24 protein-coding genes are annotated in these 24,551 nt (G+C 67.9%); 8 read left to right on the plus strand and 16 right to left on the minus strand.

The window, feature by feature from the left end; all coding sequences use genetic code 11:
* Position 1: 1 nt before the first annotated feature.
* Positions 2 to 697 (plus strand): TIGR02117 family protein, encoded by a 696-nt coding sequence (locus ACFX59_RS03005; protein ID WP_387429503.1) that lies wholly within the window; start codon positions 2 to 4, stop codon positions 695 to 697.
* The gene (locus ACFX59_RS03010; RefSeq protein ID WP_387429505.1) at positions 688 to 1,398 is read left to right on the plus strand and encodes an esterase/lipase family protein; all 711 of its coding nucleotides are present in this window, start codon (positions 688 to 690) and stop codon (positions 1,396 to 1,398) included. The genes ACFX59_RS03005 and ACFX59_RS03010 overlap by 10 nt, the downstream gene beginning before the upstream one ends.
* On the opposite strand, the gene ACFX59_RS03015 is transcribed toward ACFX59_RS03010, so the two are convergent.
* Both ACFX59_RS03015 and ACFX59_RS03020 read right to left on the minus strand, forming a co-directional pair.
* Entirely contained in the window at positions 1,392 to 1,682 is a 291-nt protein-coding gene (locus ACFX59_RS03015; protein WP_309697328.1) for a hypothetical protein, read from the minus strand. The genes ACFX59_RS03010 and ACFX59_RS03015 overlap by 7 nt on opposite strands.
* Before the next feature lie 14 nt (positions 1,683 to 1,696).
* A complete protein-coding gene (locus tag ACFX59_RS03020) occupies positions 1,697 to 2,695 on the minus strand; it encodes a glycerophosphodiester phosphodiesterase (protein ID WP_387429507.1) in 999 nt (332 codons plus the stop codon).
* 113 nt (positions 2,696 to 2,808) lie between these two features.
* Here ACFX59_RS03020 and ACFX59_RS03025 point away from each other — a divergent pair, with 113 nt between their 5' ends.
* The 5 genes from ACFX59_RS03025 to ACFX59_RS03045 are packed head-to-tail and all read left to right on the plus strand — an operon-like array spanning position 2,809 to position 8,100.
* A complete protein-coding gene (locus ACFX59_RS03025; protein ID WP_387429510.1) occupies positions 2,809 to 3,345 on the plus strand; it encodes a 2Fe-2S iron-sulfur cluster-binding protein in 537 nt (178 codons plus the stop codon).
* Positions 3,342 to 4,325: an FAD binding domain-containing protein gene (locus tag ACFX59_RS03030; RefSeq protein ID WP_387429512.1), complete on the plus strand. Its 984-nt coding sequence runs from the start codon at positions 3,342 to 3,344 to the stop codon at positions 4,323 to 4,325. The genes ACFX59_RS03025 and ACFX59_RS03030 overlap by 4 nt, the downstream gene beginning before the upstream one ends.
* Positions 4,326 to 4,329: 4 nt before the next feature.
* Complete coding sequence (locus ACFX59_RS03035; RefSeq protein WP_387429515.1) at positions 4,330 to 6,570, plus strand: xanthine dehydrogenase family protein molybdopterin-binding subunit; 2,241 nt, start codon at positions 4,330 to 4,332, stop codon at positions 6,568 to 6,570.
* Positions 6,570 to 7,493, plus strand: a complete 924-nt coding sequence (locus tag ACFX59_RS03040) for an XdhC family protein (RefSeq protein WP_387429518.1) — start codon at positions 6,570 to 6,572, stop codon at positions 7,491 to 7,493. The genes ACFX59_RS03035 and ACFX59_RS03040 overlap by 1 nt, the downstream gene beginning before the upstream one ends.
* Positions 7,480 to 8,100, plus strand: a complete 621-nt coding sequence (locus ACFX59_RS03045; RefSeq protein WP_307100740.1) for a nucleotidyltransferase family protein — start codon at positions 7,480 to 7,482, stop codon at positions 8,098 to 8,100. Before ACFX59_RS03040 ends, ACFX59_RS03045 begins: the two co-directional genes overlap by 14 nt.
* On the opposite strand, the gene ACFX59_RS03050 is transcribed toward ACFX59_RS03045, so the two are convergent.
* The 11 genes from ACFX59_RS03050 to ACFX59_RS03100 form a co-directional block, all read right to left on the minus strand.
* A complete protein-coding gene (locus ACFX59_RS03050) occupies positions 8,069 to 9,274 on the minus strand; it encodes an ABC transporter permease (RefSeq protein WP_354296614.1) in 1,206 nt (401 codons plus the stop codon). The two genes, ACFX59_RS03045 and ACFX59_RS03050, sit on opposite strands and share 32 nt — an antisense overlap.
* Complete coding sequence (locus tag ACFX59_RS03055; protein WP_309697342.1) at positions 9,274 to 10,020, minus strand: ABC transporter ATP-binding protein; 747 nt, start codon at positions 10,018 to 10,020, stop codon at positions 9,274 to 9,276. The genes ACFX59_RS03050 and ACFX59_RS03055 overlap by 1 nt, the downstream gene beginning before the upstream one ends.
* On the minus strand, positions 10,010 to 11,389 hold the full coding sequence (locus tag ACFX59_RS03060; protein WP_387429522.1) for an efflux RND transporter periplasmic adaptor subunit: 1,380 nt from the start codon (positions 11,387 to 11,389) through the stop codon (positions 10,010 to 10,012). Before ACFX59_RS03060 ends, ACFX59_RS03055 begins: the two co-directional genes overlap by 11 nt.
* Positions 11,389 to 12,864, minus strand: a complete 1,476-nt coding sequence (locus tag ACFX59_RS03065; RefSeq protein ID WP_309697346.1) for an efflux transporter outer membrane subunit — start codon at positions 12,862 to 12,864, stop codon at positions 11,389 to 11,391. Before ACFX59_RS03065 ends, ACFX59_RS03060 begins: the two co-directional genes overlap by 1 nt.
* A gap of 188 nt (positions 12,865 to 13,052) precedes the next feature.
* Complete coding sequence (locus ACFX59_RS03070; protein ID WP_387429524.1) at positions 13,053 to 13,637, minus strand: ABC-type transport auxiliary lipoprotein family protein; 585 nt, start codon at positions 13,635 to 13,637, stop codon at positions 13,053 to 13,055.
* A gap of 20 nt (positions 13,638 to 13,657) precedes the next feature.
* On the minus strand, positions 13,658 to 14,620 hold the full coding sequence (locus ACFX59_RS03075) for an MlaD family protein (RefSeq protein WP_307100754.1): 963 nt from the start codon (positions 14,618 to 14,620) through the stop codon (positions 13,658 to 13,660).
* Positions 14,620 to 15,537, minus strand: a complete 918-nt coding sequence (locus ACFX59_RS03080; protein ID WP_387429526.1) for an ABC transporter ATP-binding protein — start codon at positions 15,535 to 15,537, stop codon at positions 14,620 to 14,622. The genes ACFX59_RS03075 and ACFX59_RS03080 overlap by 1 nt, the downstream gene beginning before the upstream one ends.
* The gene (locus ACFX59_RS03085; RefSeq protein ID WP_387429529.1) at positions 15,537 to 16,643 is read right to left on the minus strand and encodes an MlaE family lipid ABC transporter permease subunit; all 1,107 of its coding nucleotides are present in this window, start codon (positions 16,641 to 16,643) and stop codon (positions 15,537 to 15,539) included. The genes ACFX59_RS03080 and ACFX59_RS03085 overlap by 1 nt, the downstream gene beginning before the upstream one ends.
* Before the next feature lie 97 nt (positions 16,644 to 16,740).
* Complete coding sequence (locus tag ACFX59_RS03090) at positions 16,741 to 17,946, minus strand: DUF445 domain-containing protein (RefSeq protein ID WP_387429631.1); 1,206 nt, start codon at positions 17,944 to 17,946, stop codon at positions 16,741 to 16,743.
* 159 nt (positions 17,947 to 18,105) lie between these two features.
* Positions 18,106 to 21,309, minus strand: coding sequence for an efflux RND transporter permease subunit (locus ACFX59_RS03095; protein WP_309700946.1), 3,204 nt, complete (start codon positions 21,307 to 21,309; stop codon positions 18,106 to 18,108).
* A gap of 1 nt (position 21,310) precedes the next feature.
* The gene (locus ACFX59_RS03100) at positions 21,311 to 22,489 is read right to left on the minus strand and encodes an efflux RND transporter periplasmic adaptor subunit (protein ID WP_387429634.1); all 1,179 of its coding nucleotides are present in this window, start codon (positions 22,487 to 22,489) and stop codon (positions 21,311 to 21,313) included.
* Between the two features lie 215 nt (positions 22,490 to 22,704).
* Here ACFX59_RS03100 and ACFX59_RS03105 point away from each other — a divergent pair, with 215 nt between their 5' ends.
* Positions 22,705 to 23,448, plus strand: coding sequence for an SIMPL domain-containing protein (locus tag ACFX59_RS03105; RefSeq protein ID WP_387429531.1), 744 nt, complete (start codon positions 22,705 to 22,707; stop codon positions 23,446 to 23,448).
* A 146-nt stretch (positions 23,449 to 23,594) separates the two neighbouring features.
* On the opposite strand, the gene ACFX59_RS03110 is transcribed toward ACFX59_RS03105, so the two are convergent.
* From ACFX59_RS03110 to ACFX59_RS03120, 3 genes are all read right to left on the minus strand, one after another.
* Positions 23,595 to 23,852, minus strand: a complete 258-nt coding sequence (locus ACFX59_RS03110; protein ID WP_042483991.1) for a GlsB/YeaQ/YmgE family stress response membrane protein — start codon at positions 23,850 to 23,852, stop codon at positions 23,595 to 23,597.
* A 106-nt stretch (positions 23,853 to 23,958) separates the two neighbouring features.
* Positions 23,959 to 24,258 carry a DUF1153 domain-containing protein gene (locus ACFX59_RS03115; protein ID WP_307104629.1) on the minus strand — a complete coding sequence of 100 codons (300 nt, stop codon included), beginning with the start codon at positions 24,256 to 24,258 and terminating at the stop codon, positions 23,959 to 23,961.
* Positions 24,259 to 24,354: 96 nt separating this feature from the next.
* Positions 24,355 to 24,551, minus strand: a 197-nt coding sequence (locus ACFX59_RS03120; RefSeq protein ID WP_387429534.1) for a hypothetical protein, incomplete at its 5' end; no start/stop codon positions are given.

The raw sequence follows: 24,551 nt of genomic DNA on the forward strand, positions 1-24,551 counted from the left end.
CATGATGATGGTGACAAATGAAACCACATCGTGGCGACGGCTCGGCCGGGTTGCAAGGGGGATCGCTGCCGCCATCGGGTTGATCCTGCTGGGCTATTTCGCGCTGGGACTGGCGCTGGGTGCGGTTCCGCGTCGCACCATCGCCCTGCCCGCCCCCGGCCCCGATGCGGTCACCATCTTCGTCGAGTCGAGCGCGGTCCATACCGCCATCATCCTCCCCAAACAGGCGGCGGGAGTGGACTGGCGCGACTGGGCGCGCGCCGAGGATCTGCGCGATCCGCGCTATGCGGGCTTTCCCTATCTCGCCATCGGCTGGGGCGAGGCCGGCTTTTTCCGCGAGACGCCGCACTGGCGCGACGTCAGGCCGGGGACGATCCTCCATGCCGCGCTGGGCAGCGACCGGACGCTGATCCATGTCGACCACCTGCCGCTTCCGCACGCGAATGGCGACGATGTGCGGATGATCCGCCTGTCGCCCGAGGCGTATCGCCACATGGTCGCGTTCATCCGGGGAAGCTGGCGGAGCAATGGCGCTCATTATCCCGGCTATGACGTGTACGATGCCTTTTACGAAGCGAGGGGGCGGTACAGCGCCGCCCACACCTGCAACAGTTGGACCGGCGACGCGCTGGCGGCGGCGGGGGTGCGGATGGGGTGGTGGACGCCCTTCCCCTGGACGGTGATGGCATGGCTGTGATCCCGCCGCCGTCCAAGGCGCTGTGGGTGGCCGAGCTTCCGCGTGCCCTGTGGATGGGTGCGACCTGGTGGCGGCACCGCGCCGAGCTGGCCGCCGCGCCGCGGGGCGACGGGCGGGCGGTGATGGTGCTGCCCGGCCTGTTCAACAGCGACCGGTCGAACATCGTCCTGCGCCGCTATCTGGCCGCCAGGGGCTACCGCGTTCATGGCTGGGGACTGGGGCGCAATCTGGGGGTGCGCAGCGTCGGGCCGGACGCCGGACATCTGATCGCACGGATCGAGTCGGTCGCCGATCGCGGGCCGGTGACGCTGATCGGCATCAGCCTGGGCGGGATCATGGCGCGGATGGTGGCGCAGGCGCGCCCCGATCTGGTCGCGGGCGTCGTCACCATTTCCTCGCCCTATGCGGGACCGGCCCGCGCGACCAATGTCTGGCGCGCGTTCGAGACGCTGACCGGCGAGTGCGTGGACGATCCGGCCGTCATCGCGCGCTCGGCGGCGATCGCCGGGCCGCTGCCCTGCCCCTCCGCCGCGATCTGGAGCCGGAGCGACGGGCTGGTCGCCGGGATCATCTGCCGCGACGACACGACCCCGGCGGTCGAGGTCCGCTCCAGCCATTTATGGGTGCAGCATCGGCCCCAGGTGCTGGCGGCGGTGGCGACCATCCTGGCGGGATGGCCGCCGCCCGTCAGCGGTCAGTAACCGGCGCGATAGCCTTCATAGCCCTGCTGGCCCTGCTGGCACTGCTCGGGGTGCTTGCGGCACTGTTTCTCGTAATCGCGACGCTCGCGCCCTTCGCGCGCTTCCTGCTTGCGCATCTTGCGACCGTAATTGCGGTCCGCCTCGTCCTGGCTGGTCGTCGTCCAGTCGACCACCTGCCCCGCCGCCTGGAACGGGGCCTTCACCACGCTGGCGACGGTCTTGACGCAGCCCCCCAGGCTGAGCGGCAGGGTCAGGACGGCGATTTTCAGGACGAGATTACGCATGGTCACGGGGTCTTTCAGCGGGCGCGCACGACGGCGTTGCGCGTTTCTACCCCGATTTGCGGGAAATCGGTGAAGAATCCGTCGATGCCCTGGCCCAGCGCGGCGCGAATCTCGCCCGCGACATCGCCATGCGCCTTGGGATCGGTGCCCCGGCGGAAAGCGGGGCGGACAAACTGGTTCTCCGCACGATAGGTCCAGGGATGCACCCGCAGCCCCGCCGCATGCGCGTCCGCCACCAGCGTCGTCGGGGCGTCGCCCTTCCACAACATCGCCTTGTCCGGGCCGATCCCCCAGGCATAGGTCGCGACCTGGCGGAGCCCTTCGGGCGTCATCATCGCGGCATAGCTGGGCGCGGCGCCATCCGCCGGACCGCCCTCGCCCGCGACCAGCTGGATCAGGCGGATGCCGGTCATGGTCTTGAGATGCTTGAGATTCTTCACCTCGAACGACTGGATGAAGACGGGCGCATCGGCGGTCTTCCACCCCGCCTTGTCGAGCGCGGCGACCAAAGGCGCGTCAGTGCCCTTGCCGATCGACGCGAAATAAGTCGGATGCTTGGTTTCGGGATAGATGGCGATGGTCCGCCCCAACTCCTTCGACCGCTGCTTGGCGAGCGCGATGATCTCTTCCAGCGTCGGGATCTGGAATTGCCCGTCATAGGCGGTTGAACGAAGCTGCGGCAGGCGTTCGCGGGCACGCAAGCTCTTCAGCTCGGCCAGCGTGAAATCCTCGGTGAACCAGCCGGTCTCGCGCTGTCCGTCGATCGTCTTGGTCGTCTTGCGATCGGCGAACTCCGGGTGGGCGGCGACATCGGTCGTGCCCGAAATCTCGTTCTCGTGCCGGGCGACGAGGTGGCCGTCCTTCGTCGGCACCAGATCGGGCTCGATCACGTCCGCCCCCTCACGGATCGCCAGATCATAGGCGGCCAGCGTATGCTCGGGCCGTTCCCCGCTGGCCCCGCGATGCGCGATGACGATTGGCGAGGACAGCGGCTGGGACAGGTCGGCGGACATGGCCTCACCCTGCCCCATGACCAGAGCTACGGCAATGAGAGTGGTTCGCAACGGGAAACGCAGGGAAATCATGGCGTTTGTTCATCCAACTGTAATCCCAAGGGGATGGCGCGATGCATTTCACAATCAATGGTCAATCGCATGACATCGAGGTCGATGTCCGCACCTCGCTGCTCGATCTGTGTCGCGAACATCTGGGGCTGACGGGTTCCAAGAAAGGCTGCGACCATGGCCAATGCGGCGCCTGCACGATGCTGGTCGACGGGCGGCGGATCAATAGCTGCCTGACGCTGGCGGTGATGCATCAGGATGACGAGATCACCACGATCGAGGGACTGGCCCAGCCGGGCAATCTCCACCCCTTGCAGGATGCGTTCGTGCGGCATGACGGGTTCCAGTGCGGCTATTGCACGCCGGGCCAGATCTGCTCGGCGGTCGGCATGCTCGACGAGGTGAAGAAGGGCTGGCCGAGCCATGTCACCGAAGATCTTGGCCATGCCGAACTGACCGTGGAAGAAATCTCCGAGCGGATGAGCGGCAATCTGTGCCGCTGTGCCGCCTATCCCAATATCGTCGACGCGATTCGCGAAGTCGCCGGGCTGGGCGACCGCAACCCCAATGAGGATGTCGGCCGGGAGGTCGCGGCATGAAGCTGTTCGATTATGCCCGCGCCGACTCGATCGGCACCGCCACCTGCGACGGCGCGGTGCCGGGCGCGCGCTTCATCGCGGGCGGCACCAACCTGCTCGACCTGATGAAATTGCAGGTCGAGACGCCCGACACGCTGGTCGACATCAGCCGCCTGGACCTGGGCGAGATCGAGGCGCGCGAGGATGGCGGCCTGACCATCGGCGCGCTGGTGCCCAATAGCGACCTCGCCGCCGACCCCCGCGTGATCGAACGCTATCCGGTCCTGTCGCGCGCGCTGTTGGCGGGTGCGTCGGGTCAGTTGCGCAACAAGGCGTCGACCGGGGGCAATCTGCTCCAGCGGACCCGCTGCTATTATTTCTACGACCCCGCCACCCCGTGCAACAAGCGCGATCCGGGCAGCGGCTGTTCAGCGATCGGCGGCGAGAACCGTATCCTCGCGATCCTCGGCACTTCGGACCAGTGCATCGCGACGCACCCCAGCGACATGGCCGTCGCGATGCGCGCGCTGGAGGCCGTCATCATCACCCAGAAGCCAGACGGCGACCGCCGCCGGATCGCGATCGGCGACTTCTATCGCCTGCCGGGCAGCACGCCCGAGATCGAGACCGTGCTGGAGCCGGGCGAACTCATCACCCATGTCGAACTGCCCCCCGCCCCTGCGGGCCGCCAGACCTATCGCAAGGTGCGCGACCGCGCCTCCTATGCCTTTGCGCTGGTGTCGGTCGCCGGGATCGTCGCGGTGGAGAATGGCAGGATCGCCTCGGCCCGTCTGGCATTCGGCGGCCTCGGCCCGATGCCCTGGCGTAACGAGGCGGTGGAAGCCGCGCTGGTCGGACAGGAGCCCACCGACGCCGCCTTCCACGCCGCCGCCGATGTCCTGCTGGCCGACGCCAAGGGCTATGGCTCGAACGACTTCAAGATTCCGCTGACGCGCCGCACTTTGGTCGCGACGCTCCGTGAACTGACTCAGGAGGGCTGATCCCATGTTCGGATTCGGCAAGGACGACACACATTCGCTGACCATGAATCAGCCGCATCCCGACAGCCTGCTCGATACGGGCGTGCAGGGGGTGATCTCCAAACCGCTCGACCGGGTGGACGGGCCGAAAAAGGTGACGGGCACCGCCACCTATGCCGCCGAATATGCCATCGAAAACTGCGCGCATGGCGTCCTCGTCAGCGCGACCAAGGGCCATGCGAAGATCAAGGCGATCGACGCCGATGCGGTGAAGGCGATCCCCGGCGTGATCGACGTCATCACCGATTACGAGACCTTCATCCGCAATTCGCAGCAGGGCGGCGAGACCGAGGCCCCGACGCAAGGCGTGCGCACCATCGACTATTTCGGCGAGATCATCGCGATCGTCGTCGCCGAGAGCTTCGAGGTCGCGCGCGACGCCGCCAAGCGGCTGAAGGTCGAGTATGAAGAGCTGGACGATGGCGCGTTCGACTATGAGGCGAACAAGGACAAGGCCGAACCCGCGCCGGACGGGCTGATCAAGGGCCATTACGACCAGGGCGATTTCGACAAGGCGTTCGAAAATGCGGCGGTCAGGCTCGACGTCACCTACACCACCCCCAGCCAGAACTCGGCCGCGATGGAGCCGCATGCCTCGATCGCGGTGTGGGAGGACGGTGCGCTGACCTTGTACGGCGCGTACCAGATGCCTTCCTCGGACGCGCAGCAGCTCGCCAAGGCGTTGGGCGTCTCGCAGTCCAAGGTGCGGATCATCTCGCGCTATATCGGCGGCGGCTTCGGGTCGAAGCTGGGCATCGCGCCCGAAAGCGTCGCCGCCGCCATCGCCGCCAAGCGGCTGAACCGCCCGGTCAAGGCGGTGATGCTGCGCCAGCAAGTGTTCGACGCCACCGTCCGCCGCTCCAACACCGAACAGCGGATGCGGTTGGGCGCGGAAGCGGGTGGCCGGATCGTCGCGCTGGGGCATGAGGCGATCACCTCCAACCTGCCGGACGAGGATTTCTTCGAGCCCGTCGGGATCGGCACCCACTTCCTCTATGCGGGCGAGAACCGGCGGATCAACCATGACGTGGTGCGGCTGAACTGGACGCTGTCGGGATCGATGCGCGCGCCGGGCGAGGCGGTGGGCATGGTCGGCATGGAATGCGCCATGGACGAACTCGCCGAGAAGATCGGCATCGACCCGATCGATCTTCGCAAGATCAACGATCCCGAACAGGACCCCGAACTCAAGGTCCCCTATTCCTCGCGCAACCTGACCCGTTCGCTGGAGGAAGGCGCGAAGCGTTTCGGCTGGGACCAGCGTAAGGCGGCGGGCCAGCGACGCGAGGGCGACTGGCTGATCGGCATGGGCGTCGCCGCCGCGTGCCGCTCCAACCAGCTCCAGCAATCGGCGGCCAAGGTCGAACTCCACCCGGACGGCAGCGCCACCGTGTCCTCTGCGATGACCGATATCGGCACGGGCAGCTATACGATCATGGCGCAGATCGCCGCCGAGATCCTCGGCCTGCCGGTCGAGAAGGTCAGCATGTCGCTGGGTGACACCAACGATCCCCCCGCCGCCGGATCGGGCGGCTCCTGGGGCGCGGCCTCGGCGGGCTCGGCGGTCTATCTCGCCGCCGAGCGGGTGCGCGAGAAGCTGGCCAAGGCGATGGGCGTCAAGCCCGCCGACCTGACGCTGAAGGACGGCATGGCGATCGGCGACAATCGCTCGGTGCCGCTGGCCGAGCTGGTCGGCAAGGACGGCCTGTCCGCGATCGGCGAGATCAAGCCGGGGCAGCAGGAGAAGCAGTTCCAGCAGGCGAGTTACGGCGCGCATTTCGCCGAGGTCGGCGTCAATGTCGTCACCGGCGAGGTCCGCGTGCGGCGAATGCTGGGCGTGTTCGCGGCGGGACGCGTGCTCAATGCCAAGACGGCGCGCTCGCAATGTCTGGGCGGCATGACCTTCGGCATCGGCACCGCGCTGACCGAGAAGCTGATCCACGATCCGCGCACCGGCAAGCTGGTGAACCATGATCTGGCCGAATATCATGTGCCGGTGAATGCCGATGTCCCCCAGCTGGAGGTCCATTTCCTCGACGAGCGCGACATCCACGCCAACCCGATCCACGCCAAGGGGATCGGCGAGCTGGGCATCTCGGGCGCGGCGCCTGCGGTGGTCAACGCCATCTACAACGCCACCGGCGTCCGGGTGCGCGAGATGCCGGTGACGCTCGACAAGCTGCTCGATCATCTTCCGGCGCTTTGATGAGCGAGAATGACAGCGTCCTCGCCGCCGCCCGCGAATGGCGGGGCGAGAAGATGGCGATCGCGACGGTGGTGTCGACCTGGGGGTCGGCCCCGCGTCCGCGCGGCAGCCATATGCTGGTCCACGCCGATGGCCGGTTCGAGGGGTCGGTCTCGGGCGGCTGTGTCGAGAACGACATCCTCCACACCGCCGCCGAGGTGATCGCGGGCGCGCCGTTCCAAGTGAAGCGCTATGGCGTGGCGGACGCCTCGGCCTGGGAGGTCGGCCTGCCCTGCGGCGGCGAGATCGCGGTGATGGTCCAGCCGGTGTCGGCGGACGGGTTCGATCCCGAACTGTTCGACCGGATCGCCGAGGCGCGCGCAGCGGGTCGGTCGCTGACCGTCACCACTGACCTGGCGACCGGCCATTCCGACCTGCGCCCGGTTGAGACCGGCGAGGTCTTCGCCAATCGCTACGACCCGCCGCGCCGGTTGCTGATCGTCGGCGCGGTGCAGATCGCGCAAAGCCTCGCGCAACTCGCGCAGACGCTCGGCATCGCGGTGGTCGTCATCGATCCGCGTGCCCGCTTCCTGACCGAGGAGCGTTTCCCCGGGGTCACGCTGGACGATCGCTGGCCCGACGAGGCGGTCGCCGCCTATGCACCGGGCCCGGCAACCGCCGTCGTGACGCTGAGCCACGATACAAAGATCGACGATCCCGCGCTTGTCGCTGCGCTCGCTACCGATACCGCCTATGTCGGCGCGCTGGGCAGTCGGCGCAGCCATGCCGCGCGGCGGGAGCGTCTGGCGGCGCTGGGCGTTTCCCCGTCAGCGATCGACCGGATCGATGGCCCGGTCGGGCTGGACATCGGGGCGATCGGCCCGTCCGAGATCGCGCTGTCGATCGCGGCGGCGATGATAGGAGCCTTTCATGATCGACGCTGAGGATGTGGTTCTGGTCCTGCTGGCGGCGGGACAATCGAGCCGCTTCGGGATGGAGAACAAGCTGGAGGCGGAATTCCTCGGCAAGCCGGTGGGCTTCCACGTCACCACCGCGCTGGAAAGCATTCCCTTTGCCGACCGGATCGTCGTGACCGACGGGTGCCAGCTCGACTTCGCGTCGCGTGGCTACCGCGTGATCCATAATGACGACATTGCCAAGGGCATGTCCTTCTCGCTGCATCTGGGCGTGCAGGAGGCGATCAAGTCCGGCCCCAAGGCGATCCTGATCGCGCTGGCCGATATGCCGCGCGTGACGGCAGCGCATATCTATCGCCTGTTCGATGCCTTTGACGGCCCGGATGCGGTCGTCGTGTCGAGCAATGGCGAGCATCCCACCCCGCCCGGCGTCTTCGGCGCGGGCCGGTTCGACGCGCTGCTCAAGCTGGAGGGCGACGAAGGCGGCCGCAAGCTGGTCGCCGGTGGGCGCCATGTCGTCACCGCCCCGGCCGAGCTGATCGATATCGACACGCCCGAGGATCTGGAACGGCTACGCCAGCTCGTCCACGCACCCGAGCGGATCACTCGTGCCGTAGAGCATCGATCGGATTGAGCGCCGCCGCCCGCCGCGCAGGGAAATAGCCGAAGACCACCCCGATCACCGCCGAGATTGCAAAGGCGATGACGTTGATCTGCGGATCGAAGGTCCAGGGCACCTGCATCAACGGCACCAGCGCGGCGATGATCGCCTGTGCCAGGATCAGGCCGATGATCCCGCCCAGGCAGGACAGCACCACCGCCTCGACTAGGAACTGCATCAGCACCTCGCGCGCGACCGCGCCGATGGCCAGGCGAATGCCGATCTCGCGCGTCCGTTCGGTCACCGACACCAGCATGATGTTCATGATGCCGATGCCGCCGACCACCAGGCTGATCGCCGCCACCGCCGCGACGATCCGGGTCAGCATCGTCGTCGTGCTGGTCAGCGTGTCGCTGATCTGCTTGGTGTCGAAGATGTTGAAATCATCTTCCTTGCCGCCCGTGATGTTGCGCCGTTCGCGCAGCAGGTCGGTCAGCGAGGCCTGCACCGCGCTGGCTTGATAGGCCTGATCGATGCCCACCAGCATCAGCCGAATATCGCGGCTGCCGGTGAAGCGACGCTGCACCGCCTTGATCGGCATCAGCACGACATCGTCCTGATCGCCGAACCCGCCCTGGCCGCGCGTGGTCAGCACGCCGACCACGTCGCAACTGATCGCGCCGATGCGGAAGCGCTTGCCCACCGCCTCGGTGCTGGGGAACAGGTTCTTGCGCACGGTATTGCCGATGATGCACACCGCCTTGCCCGCCGCCTGCTCGGCCGGGGTCCACAGACGCCCCGATGCCAGCGGCCAAGGCTGCACCGTGAAATAGGCCAGCGTCGTGCCGGTCACCGTGGTCGACCAGTTCGCGCCTTCATAGATCGCGGTCGCGGTCGTCTGGGCCTGGGGCGCGACCGCCGTCACGCCCGCGATCTGGTCGGCGATCGCCTCGACATCCTCGGGCTTGAAGTCGGGCGGACGCGGGCCGCCGCCGCCGCGCCCGAAGCCCTGGCCGGGGCGGACCTGAAGGATGTTGGTGCCCAGCGACGAGATGGACTGCTGCACCGCGGCCGTGGTCGCCTTGCCCAGCGTCACCATCGTCACGACCGCGCCGACGCCGATGATGATACCCAGCGTCGTCAAGAACGACCGCAGCATATGCCGCCGGATCGACCGGATCGCGAGGAGAAGCGTGGTGCCGAACATCAGTGCATATCCGTCGCGGGCGCATCCGGCTCCGGCATGGTGCCCGGCCGATGCTGTGCCTCGATCCGGTCGACCAGCCCGTCCTTGAAGTGGATGACGGTGCGCGCGAACGCCGCCATGTCGGGCTCATGCGTGACCATCAGCACGGTGATGCCGCTGTCCCGGTTGAGCCCGGTCAGCAACTCCATGATCTCCACCGAGCGTTCGGAATCGAGATTGCCGGTCGGCTCGTCGGCCAGCAGCACGTCGGGGCTGGTGACGATGGCGCGCGCGATCGCCACGCGCTGCTGCTGCCCGCCCGACAGTTCGGCGGGGGTATGGTCCCACCATTGGTCGAGCCCGACCTTCTCCAGCGCCGCCATGCCCATCTCGCGCCGCGTCTTCTTGTCCTCGCCGCGATACAGCAGGGGCAGCTCGACATTCTCCAGCGCGGTGGTGCGCGACAACAGGTTGAACCCCTGGAACACGAAGCCCAGATAGCGCCGCCGCAGCATCGCGCGCTGGTCGCGGTCCAGCGTCTCGACATGATGGCCGCGGAACAGGAAATTGCCGCCGCTCGGCACGTCGAGACAGCCCAGAATGTTCATCGTGGTCGACTTGCCCGACCCCGAAGGCCCCATCACCGCGACGAAATCGCCGCCCGCAATGTCCAGATCGACGCCCTTTAGCGCCTGGAACTGCGTCGCGCCGCTGCCATAGGTCTTGGTGACGCCGCGAAGCCGGATCAGGGGCGCATCAGCGGCCACCACCGCCCCCTTGCTGGCCCTGGCGACGCTGTCCCCCCGCCGCCGGCGCGGCCTCTCCCGCCGCCAGCTGGCCGGTGATGACCTGCATTCCCGGCTTCAGCCCGCCCGACAGGACTTCGGTCATCGATCCGTTGGTGTCGCCGGTGACGATCTGCACCGGCTGCGGCTTGCCGTCCGTACCCCGGACATAGACGGTCTGCGTCGCGCCGCGCTGGACGGTCGCGGTACGCGCCGCCCGGTCGCGGCGCGGACGGAAGGTCAGCGAGCCCGCAATGCCGCCGCCGCCACCCTGGCTCGCCCCATCGGACGGCTGGAAGCGCAGCGCGGCATTGGGGATCAGCACGACGTTACGCTTGTCCGAGGTCACGATATCGGCGGTCGCGGTCATGCCGGGGCGAAGTTGCAGGTCGGGATTGGCGACGGTCAGGTCGGCGGCATAGCTGACCACCTGTCCCGTGGTCGACGTGCTGGCGGTCGAGGACGAGGAGGACGAGGTCGCCGCGCTGACCGTCAGGTTCGACCCCAGGTCGACCCGCGTGATCGTCGCGGGAAAGGTGCGCCCCGGAAAGGCGTCGACCGTGAAATTGGCCTTTTGCCCGACCTTCACCTCGCCGACATCCGCCTCGTCGATCGCCACCTCCAGCTTCATCTTGGTCAGGTCTTCGGCGATGACGAACAGGGTCGGCGTGTTGAACGACGCCGCGACCGTCTGGCCGGGATCGACCTGCCGCGCCAGCACCACGCCCGACACAGGCGAGCGGATGATCGCACGCTGCCGCTGGGTCTGCGACTGGGCCAGCTGCGCACGCGCGGCGGCGACATTGGCCTCCGCGACCCTCAGCGCCGCGACCGCGCGCTGCGCATCGGCGCGCCCGGTCTGGAGTTCGGTGCCGGAGGGCACGCGGCCGTTGGACAGCTTGTAGACTTCCTCCAGCCGCCGCAGCTGCGCCTGCGATTCGGCCACGGTCGCGCGCGCCTGCGCCACCTGCGCCTGATTGGCGGACAGCGTCGCCTGCGCCGCGCGGATCTGGTCGTCAATCTGTTCGGGATCGATCAGCGCCAGTGCCTCGCCCGCCTTCACCCGGTCGTTCACATCGACCACGACCTTCGTCACCAGACCCGATAGCTGCGAACCGACCGTCACCTGGTTGGTCGGGGCGAGCTTGCCGGTGGCCGAGACGGTCACGGTCAGGTTGCCGCGCGAGACGGCGGCGGTGGCATAGCCCGCCTGATCCGACCCGCCGAAACAGCTTTTCAGCAGCACCGCGAGCAGCACGACGCCCAGGATCACGACGCCCCACTGCACCCATTTGCGCCAGCGCGGTTGCGGCTTCACGCCCAGGAAATCGTCGAGAGTCTGATCGGCCATCAGCGGTTGTCCGGGGTTTGCGTCGCGCGCGGCGGCGCTTCGGGGGTGGTGCTGTCGTCCCATCCGCCGCCCAGCGCGGCGAACAGCGCGACCTGCGCGGTGGCGGCGTCCGAGCGCGCCTGGACCAGCCCGTTCTGGGCGCTCAGCAACGACGCCTCCTGCTGCGACAGGGTGGTGAAATCGGTCAGGCCCGTGCGATACTGGCTGCGCGCCAGGATCGCCGAGTTGCGCGCCGCGTCGAGCTGGATCGCGAACAGCCGCTCCCGCTCGCGCGCCGTGTTGAGCGCGACGATGGCGTTCTCGACATCCTCCAGCGCCAGCAGCACGGTGCCCTGATAGGCGGCATAGCTCTGATCGGCGAGCGCCCGCGCGTTGCGGACCTGGCTGCGCAGGCGGCCGCCGTTGAAGATCGCCTGGGTCAGCCCGGCGAACAGGCTGCCGGTGATCGCATCGCCCAGCGAGCCGATGCTGGTCGCCGCGGCGTTGATGTTCCCGGAGATGGCGAGCGCGGGGTAGAGCGCCGCCTGCGCCACGCCGATCCGCGCCGTGGCGGCGGCCAAGTTGCGCTCGGCCGCGCGGACATCGGGGCGGCGGCGCAATATGTCGGCCGGGATGCCGACGCCGATCACCGCCGGTCCGCTGGGGATCGGCCGCACCGCCTCCAGCCGCGCCTTCAGCGCACCGGGCGCCTGCGCGGTCAGCACGCCCAGGCGCGAGACGGCGGTGTTGTATTGCTGCTCCAGCGTCGGGATGGTCGCGGCGGTCTGCGCCCGCTGCCCCCGTGCCTGCTCGGCGTCGAGCGAGGACACCAGCCCGGCCCGCACCCGGAAGCCCGCAATCTCCAGATTGTCGTCCTGCAACGCCAGGCTGGCGCGCGCATTGGCAAGCTGCGCCTGATAGGCCCGCGCGAGCACATAGTTGCGCGCCAGCTCGCTCTCGACGGTCAGCAGCGTCGCGGCATAGGTGAACCCCGCGCCCTCATAGGTCGCGCGCGTCGCCTCCACGGTGCGGCGCAACTCGCCGAACAGGCCGACCTGATAGCTGGCCGACAGGCCCACGGTGAAGCTGTTGCTGCCGCCCCCGCCGGTATCGACCACCGTGCCGTCGGGCAGGGTGAAGCTGCGCCCGCCGCCGCGCAGATTCTCGTTGCGCTGATAGCCGGTCGAGCCGGACAGGGTGGGAAGCAGCGAGGACCGGCTCTGCACCAGGCTTTCGCGCGCCTGCCGCAGCCGGGCGACGGCCTGGACCACATCGGTATTGGCGACCACCGCGCGTTCGACCAGCTCGGCCAGCAGCGGATCGTCGAACGACCGCCACCAGCGGCCCATATCCTGCGCCTGCGCCGTGGCGGCGGGAACCGACCAGCTGGCGGGCACCCCCAGCGCCTGGGGAGCGGCAGGATGATAATCGGGACCGACCGTGCAGGCGGACAGGGCCGCCGAGGCCAGAAGAAGGACGCGGGCGCGAGGCTTCATGCCCGCGAACCTGCCCCGCCGATACGGCCCCGTCCAGTGCGATTATGTCGCAAAATGTTACAGCGCCGACAAATTCCTGTCACCCACCCCTGAGGGAGAGGGGTGGGTCCATCCCAGGTCCATGCGCTCTTGCCCACAGGATCGCGGGGCTGCGGTTGTCCTGCAACATCCTCCCTTGCCGGGAAGGATTACCGTCCCACCCAGTCCGCGACCTGCTGCGCCACCTGGTTGGCGGCCTGGTTCAGCGCGGGGCCGACGCTGGTGCTGTCGATCTTGCCGACCGGAACGCGCGCCTCGAACCGGCGCTTTTCGACCGTGGTCTGGCCTTCGCGGACCAGCGCGGCGTCATACACCACCGCGGCATCGCGCCGGGTCGCGTCCAGGCCGAACTGGCGCAATTCCCCGCCCAGCCGATCGCCGGGATCGGCCACCGACTCACGCGCCGAGAGCACCACACGGCCCATCCGCGCGGTCAGCGTATCGGCCATCAGCCGCGCGAACAGCCGCGCGGGCGGCTCGGCCCATTGCGCGTCCTTCACATAGGCGATGCTGGTCGCATTCTCCTGCACCGGCACCCGCGGGGTCGCCAGTTCCTGCGGCGCGGTCGGCACCTGGACGGTGATCGACTTGCCGCGCCCCGAATCCTGCGTCTGCCCCACGGTCGGCTGCGACTGCGCCTGCAAGGTCAGCAGCGAGGGCGGCGGCTTGGCGCCGAAGCTGATGCAGCCCGCCAGGGGAAGCGATGCCATCAGAACGATCAGCGGAGTCTTCATGACGGTCCTCATCGACTTCCTCACTTGCCCTTATAGTCCGGCAGCTGGGGCTGCCCGATCAGCGACCCTGCGCCCTGCTGGTCGACCTTTTCGGCGACCGCCGACAGCGACTGGGTCATCACGCGCAGGTCGCGCACCAGACGATCGACCTCGGGCACGGTCTGCTTCGAGAAGGTCTGCAGGCCCGGCCGTGCATCGCCGATCGCCGAATTCAGCGTATCGGCGCTCTTCTGGGCCGACGCGATCGCCTTGTTCAGATTGACCATGGTCGGCTTGACGTCCTCGGCGAGCAGGCCGTTGGTCGTCGCCGCCAGCTGGCCGATCGACTGCGCCGCATCGCCCGCCTGCTGGATCGCCACGCGGGTCTGCGCCAGCGTCGCCGCGATCTCCGGCCCGCGATCGGCCAATGCATCGGTCAGGCGGTTGGTGTTGTCGAGGATGCCCGCGATCGACGCCTGGTTCCGATCCGACAACAGCCCGGTCAGCCGCTCGGTCAGCGTCGACAGCCGCTCCAGCAACTGCGGCGCGGAGTTCAGGATCGCGCCGATGCCGCCCTGCTTGGTCGGGATGACCGGCACGTCATAGGGGCAGACGGTCCGGTTTTCGGGCGTCGGGCAGGTGATCGGCGGTGCGCCCTTGCGCGCGCCGTCCAGCGAGATGGTGCTGGTGCCGGTGAAGCTGGCCGAGATCGACGCGGTCGTCCCCTGAAGGATCGGCGTCTGGTCGTTGACCGCGACCCGCACCCGCACGAATTGCGGATCGGGCCGCCACAGCGCGATTTCCTTCACCTGGCCCGAGGGCACGCCCGAATAGGTGACCGCCGAGCCCTTGGCCAGGCCGTCCACCGACTGGCGGAAGAAGATGTCATATTCCTTCTCCGACGTGCCGCCCAGCCGGGCGATCCAGACGGTGAAGATCGCCAGCACTGCGAGCAGGATCAGCACGACAGAGCCGACAAGGACGTGGTTCGAACGGGTTTCCATCAGCGTGTCCCTGCTTCGCCTCTCGCATGGGCATCGGCCCCACTGCCCTGGCTATGCTGGCCGGTGGCGTGGGCTTCGACTTCGGTGGGGTGGCGTGCGGCGTCCGCATCCGCCGAACGGGGCGTCATGTCGGCGATCTCGTCCTTGGCGGCGATAGCGGCGCGGCCGCGCGGCCCCTTGAAATACTCCTCGATCCACGGATGGTCGAGCGCGATCAGTTCGTCGATCGTGCCGACCGCGATAACCTTCTTGTCCGCCAGCACCGCCACGCGGTCGCAAATGGCATAGAGGGTGTCGAGGTCATGGGTGATGAGGAAGACGGTCAGCCCCAGCGTCTTCTGGAGCGACTTGATCAACTGGTCGAACGCTGCCGCGCCGATCGGGTCGAGGCCCGCCGTCGGCTCGTCAAGGAACAGCAGCTCGGGGTCGAGCGCCAGCGCGCGCGCCAGCCCGGCCCGCTTCTTCATGCCGCCCGACAGTTCGGCGGGATATTTGGGCCCGGCATCGGCGGGCAGGCCGGTCATCACCACCTTGTAGGAGGCGATCTCGTCCATCAGCGCCTGGGGCAGCTCGCGATAGAATTCGCGCAACGGCACCGCGACATTCTCCGCCACGGTCAGCGTCGAGAACAGCGCGCCTCCCTGGAACAGCACGCCCCAGCGCTTGCGGACCTCGGTCGCCTCGGTCGCCTCGCGCCCGATGGTCGGTTCGCCGAACACGGTGATCTCGCCGGTATCGGGGGTCTGGAGCCCGATGATCGAGCGCATCAGCACCGACTTGCCGGTGCCCGACCCGCCGACCACGCCCAGTATTTCGCCCTTGCGGACGTCCAGGTCGAGGCCGTCATGGATGACCTGCTCGCCGAAGCTGTTGCGCAGGCCTCGAACCTGGATCAGATGCTCGTCCTGTTCGGCCATCAATCCCATCCGATCCAGGTGAAGAAGACCGCGAAGAACGCGTCGAGCACGATCACCAGGAAGATCGCCTGCACCACCGCCGCGGTGGTGCGCAGGCCGACCTGCTCGGCATCCGACTTGACCTGCATCCCCTGGAAACAGCCCGCGATCGCGATGATCGCCCCGAAGACGGGGGCCTTGATCAGCCCGACATACAGGTCGGTGATCGGCACCACTTCGCGGATGCGCGCGATGAAGGTGACGGGCGGGATGCCCAGCGACACCGCCGCCAGGAAACAGCCGCCGATCATCGCGATCAGCGAGGCATAGAAACCGAGCAGCGGCATCAGGGTGATCGCCGCCAGGGCGCGCGGCACGACCAGCGATTCCATCGGCGACACGCCGATGACCCGCATCGCGTCGATCTCCTCGGTCAGCTTCATCGTGCCGATCTGCGCGGCGAAGGCCGAGCCTGACCTCCCTGCGACCATGATCGCGGTCATCAGCACGCCCAGTTCGCGCAAGGTGAGGCGGCCGACCAGGTTGATCGTGAAGACCTCCGCACCGAACTGCCGAAGCTGCACCGCCCCCTGCTGTGCGATGACGATGCCGATCAGGAAGCTCATCAGGCCGATGATCGCCAGCGCCGAGACGCCGACCGTCTCGAACTCGTGCACCACCGCGTTGAAGCGGAAGCGGCGCGGATGGCGGATCACCGCCAGCCCCGCGATCACCGTCGCGCCCATGAAGCCGAGCAGGCCGTACAGCGTCTGGAACGCCGCCACCACCGCATCGCCGACCTCGCCCGCCACGCGCGCAAAGGGGCTGATCGGCTTGGGCCGCATCGCCACCGGCTGGTCCGCCTCGACCACCTTGTCGATCAGGTGGCGCTGGTCTTCGCTCAGCCCCTCGATCCGGGCGTCGTTGCGCGCGGCGAAGCGGTGGACCAGCCACGCGCCCACCGTGTCAATCCGGTCCACCCGCGACAGGTCGAGGCGGCGGACCGAGGCGTCCTCGCGATCCAGCCGTTCGGGCAGGTCGCCCAGCATCGCCAGCGACAGGCTGCCGGTGAAGCGCAGGGCCCCTCCGTCGGCCGGGTCGTGCTGATAATCGGCCTTGGCGTTCATCACCTGCCTCTTTGCGGGAAAGCGGGGGCATCGACAAGGCGCTTCCGCCTCGCGACGAATCGATCCCGCGCCTTAATTATACGGATAGGTGACGTTTTCAAAGCAGCCTGTCCACGACATGAAGGACCAGGCCGACGCTGCCGCCGACCAGCGTGCCGTTGATCCGGATATATTGCAGGTCGCGGCCAACCGCATTTTCCAGCCGGGTGGTGATCGTGTCGGCATCCCATCCGCGCACCGTCTCCGACACCAGCCGGACGATCCCGTCGCCGTAATCGGCGGCCACGCCCACCGCCGCGCGCCGGACGAAGCGGTTGATCGTCGCCGCCAGCCGGGGATCGGCCTGCAAGGTCTGCCCCAATTGCCGCAGCGCATCGCCCAGTCGCCCCGCCGTCACCGCCTCCGGATCGCGCGCCAGCCGCAGCAACGCTTCGCGCGCCTGTTCCCACAGCCCGTCCAGCCAGCGCTGCATCGCCGGATTGGCGATCAGTTCGGCCTTCATCGCCTCGACCCGCGCGCGCGTGTCGGGGTCATATTGCAGGTCCCAGGCGAGGCGGTCGAGCCCCTCCTCGATCTTCTGGCGCAGCGGATGCTCGCGATCCTCGGCGACGTCGTTCAGCAGCTTGTACAGCCCGTCGATCAGCTTGTCGGCCAGCGTCTCGTCCAGCCCGGTCCAGCGCAGGATCGCCCCGGCCCGCTCATGCACCATCGCGCGCAGGATCGGTTCGTTCGACTCCAGCGCACCCGCCGCCCAGCGCAGCCCTGAGTCCAACAGCGGCAGATGCCGCCCCTCGGCGATCGTCGCCTTCAGCAACTGGCCCAGGATCGGCGCCACCTCGGTCGCGCGCAGCCGCGATCCGATCCCCGCCTTGACCATGCCGCCCAGCCGCTGCGGATCGAAGGCGGTCAGCATCTCGGCGAACAGGCGCGAGGCCCCGCGCCGGATCCGCCCGCTTTCCTGCGGCGGCTGCGCCAACCAGCGCCCCGCCGCGCCCGCCACGTCGACCCGGCTCATCCGGCGCGCGACGACGCGGGGGATCAGGAAATTGGTGCGCAGGAAATTGGCGAGCGTGTCGCCGATCCGATCCTTGTTGCGCGGCACGATCGCGGTATGCGGGATGGGCAGGCCGAGCGGATGGCGGAACAGCGCCGTCACCGCGAACCAGTCGGCCAGCCCGCCGACCATCGCCGCCTCGGCAAAGGCGCGAACGAAGCCCCAGGCGGGATGCAGCGGCTGAAAGGTGCGCGCGATCAGGAACAGCGCCGCCATCGACAGCAACAGTCCGGTCGCCACCACCCGCATCTTTCGCAGGGCGGGCGGAACGGGCTGGCTACCCCCCGGTCGCGCGTTCAGGTCCATCGATCATGACAATTCGTGAACGGCGGCTTTGTTCAAGCGGAATCTTTCCCAAGCGTAACGAAACCACCCATTGCTCTCCTGCAAGGGGAGCAATTCACCGCGTCACTCCGCCGGATCATAGCCCAGCTTGCCCGTCGCAGGGGGCAGCGCGGGGCCGCCCGCGGGCCCCTCGATCACCGGCCCGCCCCGCTCGTCGCCGGGGGTGTAGGTCAGCAGACGCCGGCCGAGGCGCGGCCCGATCCAGCGCTCCGCCCCCACCGCCAGGCTGAACGCCGCGGGCACGATCAACAGGGTCAGGATGGTCGACAGCGCCAGCCCGCCAATCACCGTCACGCCCATCGGGCTGCGCCACGATCCGTCGCCGCCCAGCGACAGCGCGGTCGGCACCATGCCCGCGACCATCGCCACCGTGGTCATCACGATCGGCTGGGCGCGCTTGTGGCCCGCATCCAGCACCGCCTCGCGGATCGGCACGCCCTTGGCGATCTCCTCCAGCGCGAAGTCGATCAGCAGGATCGAGTTCTTGGCGACGATGCCGAGCAGCATCAGCAGCCCGATATAGACCGGCAGCGACAGCGGATTGCCGGTGAAATACAGCGCCAGCAACCCGCCCAGTGGCGCCAGCAGCAGCGAGGCCATGTTGACGAAGGGCGGCAGGAAGCGGCGATAGAGCAGCACCAGCACCGCAAAGACCATGAACACCGCCGAGATGATGGCCGTGAAGAAGTTGGTCATCATCTCGTTCTGCATCTTGGCCTGGCCCAGCACCATCTCGCTGACCCCCATGGGCAGGGTCTTCATGATGGGCAGGTCATGGACCTTCTTCATCGCGTCGCCGCTGATGACGCCCTTGGCCAGGTCGGCGCCGACCGTGATCTGCCGCCGCTGGTTCACGCGGTCGATCTGAGTCGGCCCCGCGCCCAGGCCGATATCCGCCACGACGCTCAATGGCACTGAGCCGCCGGTCTGGGTCTGGACCGGCAGGTTCTGGATGGTCGACAGGCGGGCGCGGGCATTCTGGTCTAGCGCGACGCGGATCGGCACCTGACGATCGGACAGCGAGAAGCGGGCCGAATTCTGGTCGATATCGCCCAGCGTCGCGATGCGGATCGCGCTCGACAGCGCCTGCGTCGTCACGCCCAGATTGGCCGCGAGGTCGAGGCGCGGGCGGATGACGATTTCGGGCCGGTCGAGATTGCCGACGATGCGCGGCGCGACCAAGCCGGGGACGGTCCCCATCTGCTCGACGATCTTGTTGGCGGTATCGCGCAGCACCGCCGGATCGTCGCCGCCCAGGGTGATGGTCAGGTCGCGGCCGCTAGATCCCCAGCCGAACTGCGACTGGAAGGACACGCGCGCATCGGGGATCGCCGCCAGCTCGGGCGCCAGCGACCGTTCGAAGTCGGTGCTCTTCATCGAGCGATCCTCCTTCAGCGTCGCGACCACGCGGCCATTGCCGACGCTGGTGCGCGAATAGACCGATTCGACATCGGGCTGCTTCTTCAGGAACGCGGCGACGCGGCGGACGACCTGGTCGGTCTGGGCCAGCGTCGTGCCCGGCACCATCTCGACCTTGGCGACCGCCTGGTCATTGTCCTGCGGCGGCTGGAAGGTCTTGGGGATGACCGCGAACATCACGACGGTCAGCGCGAAGGCGGCAAAGCCGATGCCGATCACCCACAGGCGATGGTCGCGGAACCGCCCAAAGAAACGCCGCACCACCCCGCGCCGCACGCCGTCGGTCGGCCGGTCATAGCGCAGCGACCAGCGCAGCGTCGCCATATAGGCGTCCATCAGCCGCCCCTCGCCGTGACTGGCATGGCCCGCCGACTTCAGGAAATAGGCCGCGATCATCGGGGTGATCATGCGCGCCACCGCCAGGCTCATAAGGACCGAGACGACGACGGTCAGGCCGAAATTCTTGAAATACTGGCCCGGCACGCCCGGCATGATCGACACCGGCAGGAACACCGCGACGATCGCCATGGTGGTGCCCAGCACGGCCAGGCCGATCTCGTCCGCCGCATCGATCGACGCCTGATAGGCGGATTTGCCCATGCGCATATGGCGCACGATATTCTCGATCTCCACGATCGCATCGTCGACCAGCACGCCCGCCACCAGGCTGAGCGCCAGCAGCGTCATCTGGTTCAGCGTGAAGTCCAGCAGGTCCATGACCCAGAAGGTCGGGATCGCCGACAGCGGGATCGCCAGCGCCGAGATCACCGTCGCGCGCCAGTCGCGCAGGAACAGGAACACGACGATCACCGCCAGCACCGCGCCCTCGATCATCGCATGGATGGCGCTTTCATATTGCTGCTCGGTATATTTCACGCTGTTCGAGCGAAGGACGAACTTCACCTCCGGATTGCGCTTTTCCAGCGCCTTCAGCTTTTCCACCGCGCCATTATAGACGCTGACGTCCGAGGCGCCCTTGGCACGCTGAAAGTCGAAGCTGATGACCTGGCGCCCGTCGACCGCCGCCTGCGAGCGCCGCTCGGCATAAAGGTCGCGCACCGTCGCGATATCGGCCAGCCGCACGGTGCGACCGCCGCGCACGTTGATCTGGCTCTGGCCCAGATCATAGGCGTTGCGCGCATTGCCCAGCACGCGGACCGCCTGCTCGGTGCCCGCGATCTCGGCGCGACCACCGGCGGCGTTCAGGTTGGTCATGCGCAGCTGTGCGTTGACCTCGCTGGCGGTCAGCCCCTGCGCCTGGAGCTTGAGCGGGTCGAGGATCACGCGGATCTCGCGCGTCACGCCGCCGTTGCGGATGACCTTGGACAGGCCGGGGACTGACAACAGCTCCTTGGTGACATTGTTGTCGATATACCAGCTGAGCTGTTCGGGCGTCATGTTGGACGCGACCGCCGAATAGCTGGCAAGGTCGTTATCGGTCGAATCGACGCGGATCACCTGCGGCTCGAGGATGCCGTCGGGCAGCATCGAGCGGATCTGGGTGATCGCGTCGCGCGCATCGCTGACCGCACGGTCGATCGGGGTGCCGATATCGAGCTGGACCAGCGTCTGCGACTGGCCCTCGGTCACGGTCGAGGTGATCTGGTCGACGCCCTGGAGGTTCCGCAACGCCGCCTCGACCCGCTGGGTGACCTGGGTCTCCAGCTCGGTCGGCGCCGCACCCGGCTGGCTGACCACGACCACGACGATCGGGAAGTCGATGTCGGGGTCGTTGTTCACGTCCATCCGCATGAAGCTGACGATCCCCGCCAGCGTCAGCGCGACGAACAGGACGATCGGCGGAACGGGGTTCCGGATCGCCCAGGCGGAGATGTTGCGGAAACTCATGTCACTTGGCCTCCGGGCCGCCGAGGATCGGATGGACGAGCTGGCCCGCCGCCAGGAAGCCGCCCGCCGAGCGGACCACCCGCTCATTGCCGGTCAGGCCCGAGGCGATGGTGACGCCGTCGTCGGACACCTGCCCGATCTTGATGTCGCGCCGGGCGACCTTGTTGTCTGCGCCGACGATATAGACGAAGCTGCCCTTGTCGTCGCTCTGGATCGCCGAGTCCGGCAGGACGGGGGCATGGCCCGCGCCGCCGCGGATCGTCGCCGCCGCAAAGCCGCCGGGACGCAGCGCGGGGTCATAGGCCAGCGCGATGCGCGCCACGCCCTGCCGCGTCTGCGGATCGATGACCGGCGACACCTGCCACACCTCGCCCTTGAAGGTCTTGTCGCCGCCGACCGGAGTGACGGTCGCGGGCGCCCCGACGGCCAGGCCGACCAGATCGGCCTCCGCCAGCTGCGCGCGCAGCTCCATCTGGCCGCCCATCGCCATGCGGAAGAGGACGCCCGAGCCCGAGCTGACGATCTGGCCCGGCTCGGCGGCGCGGGTCAGGATCAGCCCTTCGGCGGGCGCACGGATGTCGAGGCGGCCGTTGCGCGCCTGCGCTTCCCGGAACGTCGCCTGCGCGGCGCGGACGCGCGCGGCGGCGGCGTCGCGGGTGGCGGCGCGGCGCTGGAGATCGGCCTTGGAGATGAAGCCGCGATCGACCAGCTGCTGCGCGCGGTCCAGCTCGGCCTGCGCGATCTGCTGATCCGACTGCGCGACCGCGACCTGCGCGTTCAGCGCCGAGGCGGTCTGGGTCTGGACCGAGCGATCGACGGTCGCCAGCACCTGGCCCGCGCGGACCCACTGGCCCGGTTCGACCAGGACGCGGGTGATCATGCCCCCCTCGCCCGCGACGCCGACCGGCATCTCGCGACGCGCGGCCAGCGTGCCGGTGGCCGAGACCACCCGGCTGACCGCCTGCTGCCCCGGCACGACGACGGTGATGTTGGGCACCTGCGTCCCCGCACCCGCGGCGGAGGCCGCCTCATGCTTCTTGCCGCCGAGCATGTACCAGCCGCCCAGCGCCAGCACGATCACCACCAGGGCGATGGCGATCCAGCGCCCACGCCGCGCGGGCGTCGGCCCCTCCAGCCCCAGATGCCGGCCGCCACCGATCGCCCCCGTCTCGTAATTCATGTTCGTCACCGATCCCCGATCCGCATCCTTCGTGCGCATTTTCACCCTTGGGATGCGCCATGACCCGCTGTGTTATAGAAATATATCACCATGCTCAAGCGTCTTTGCGCGATACTGGATCAAGATGGCTCAAGAATGATTCCGGCGCGTTCATCGCACGTTTTGCCGAGCCTCGCCAAAGCTTTGCCAGCTTCAAACTGCATCAACGGGAGATGATGATGAACAAAATTCTGCTTGCCGCCGCACTGGCGCCCGCCGTGCTGATTCCGGGGGCCGCCTGGGCCCAGAGCGCGTCCGTGCCGACCACGGTCGAGCCGCTGGTCCCGGCGGCGGGTGCGGTCCTCGACGTCTCGGCCGAGGGGCGGACGAGCCGCGTCCCCGACCTGGCGACGATCCGTGCGGGTGTGGTCAGCCAGGGCGCGACCGCCGCCGCCGCGCTGTCCGACAATGCGCAGCGCATGGCGCGCGTGCTGGCGGCGGTGAAACGCGCCGGGGTCGCCGATCGCGACATCCAGACCGCGACGGTGCAGTTGCAGCCGCAATATCGCTATGGCGAGAATGTCCCGCCGACCATCACCGGCTATCAGGCGACCAACACGCTCAGCATCCGTTTCCGCGACATCGCCAAATCGGGCAGCGTCCTCGACGCGCTGGTCGCGCAGGGCGCGAACCAGATTGACGGGCCCAATCTGTCGATCGACAATCCCGATGCCGCGCTGAACGAGGCGCGCACCGATGCCATCCAGAAAGCCCGTGCGCGTGCCGAGCTTTATGCCAAGGCGGCGGGGCTGCGGGTCGCGCGGATCGTGTCGATCACCGAAAATGGCCAGGATGCGGGCGGCCCCGAGCGCCCGATGATGATGCAGGCGATGGCGCGCGACGCGGTGGCCAAGACCAGCATCGCCCCCGGCGAGCGCGACGTGACGGTCAATGTCTCGGTCCGCTTCCTGCTGAACTGAACGGACGACGCCCCCATGGCCGATCGGCTTGGGGGCGTCGCTCATTCCGCCGGGACGATCCCGGCGGCAAAAACATATTGTGATACGAGAAGGGCCGCCCGGTCGCCCGGACGGCCCATTCGTTTAATCGCCCTTTGTGGGAGCGATTAACGTACCCGGCCGCGACGAACCAGGTTCACGATCGCCAGCAGGACGACGGCGCCCAGCAGCGAAACCAGGAACGACGTCAGCGTCAGTCCGGCATTGTTGATCGAACCGCCGGCAAAGATCAGGCCGCCGATGAACGCACCGACCACACCGACGACGATGTTCAGGAAGATGCCCTGCTGAGCATCGGTACGCATGATGATGCTAGCCAGCCAGCCGATGACACCACCGACGATAAGCCACAGGATAATACCCATTGTCTTTCCCTCCGTTGGGCCCGCAAGCGGGACACGGGGTTTAGACGTGCGAATGGCGTTACTTGTTCCGTACCCGTATCATCAACTCGACGCAAAAATCGATTTGTCAATATTTCTGCTGGCGTTCGTAAAGGGTGCGATAATGCTGGATGCGGGTCACGCGCAGGCCCGGCATGCCCGACCGGTCGATCGCGCGCTGCCACCCCGCAAATTCCTCGACCGACAGGCCATAGCGGTCGCACACTTCATCGACCGACAGCAATCCGCCATTGACGGCCGCCACCACCTCCGCCTTGCGGCGGACCACCCAGCGGGTCGTGCTGGCCGGCGGCAAGGTTTCGAGCGTCAGCGGTTCGCCGAGCGGCCCGATTACCTTGGCAGGGCGGATCTTCTGGTTCTCGATCATCATGCAACCTCGTCGGGGCTCCCTACCCCATATCGTCTACCAGGGAATGGGTAACACAGGCCGTTGAACACGGCTTAAAACCAACCGGTTAATTCTTCATTTACCCTGACTCCATTCGGCAAGAGCCCGTGCCATCGCCCCGTTGAACGCCCCGTCCAGCGGGGCGAACAGCGCCGGATCGACTGGCTCGCGGGTAAAGCCCGCCTGCACCGCGGCCGTATGACTGGCCGCCTGCCGCGCGGTCGCGCCGACCATCAGCACCGCCAGATCGGGCGGCAACACCGTCAGTTCAG

This window comes from Sphingomonas sp. NCPPB 2930, assembly GCF_042867205.1.
Classification (GTDB): domain Bacteria; phylum Pseudomonadota; class Alphaproteobacteria; order Sphingomonadales; family Sphingomonadaceae; genus Sphingomonas.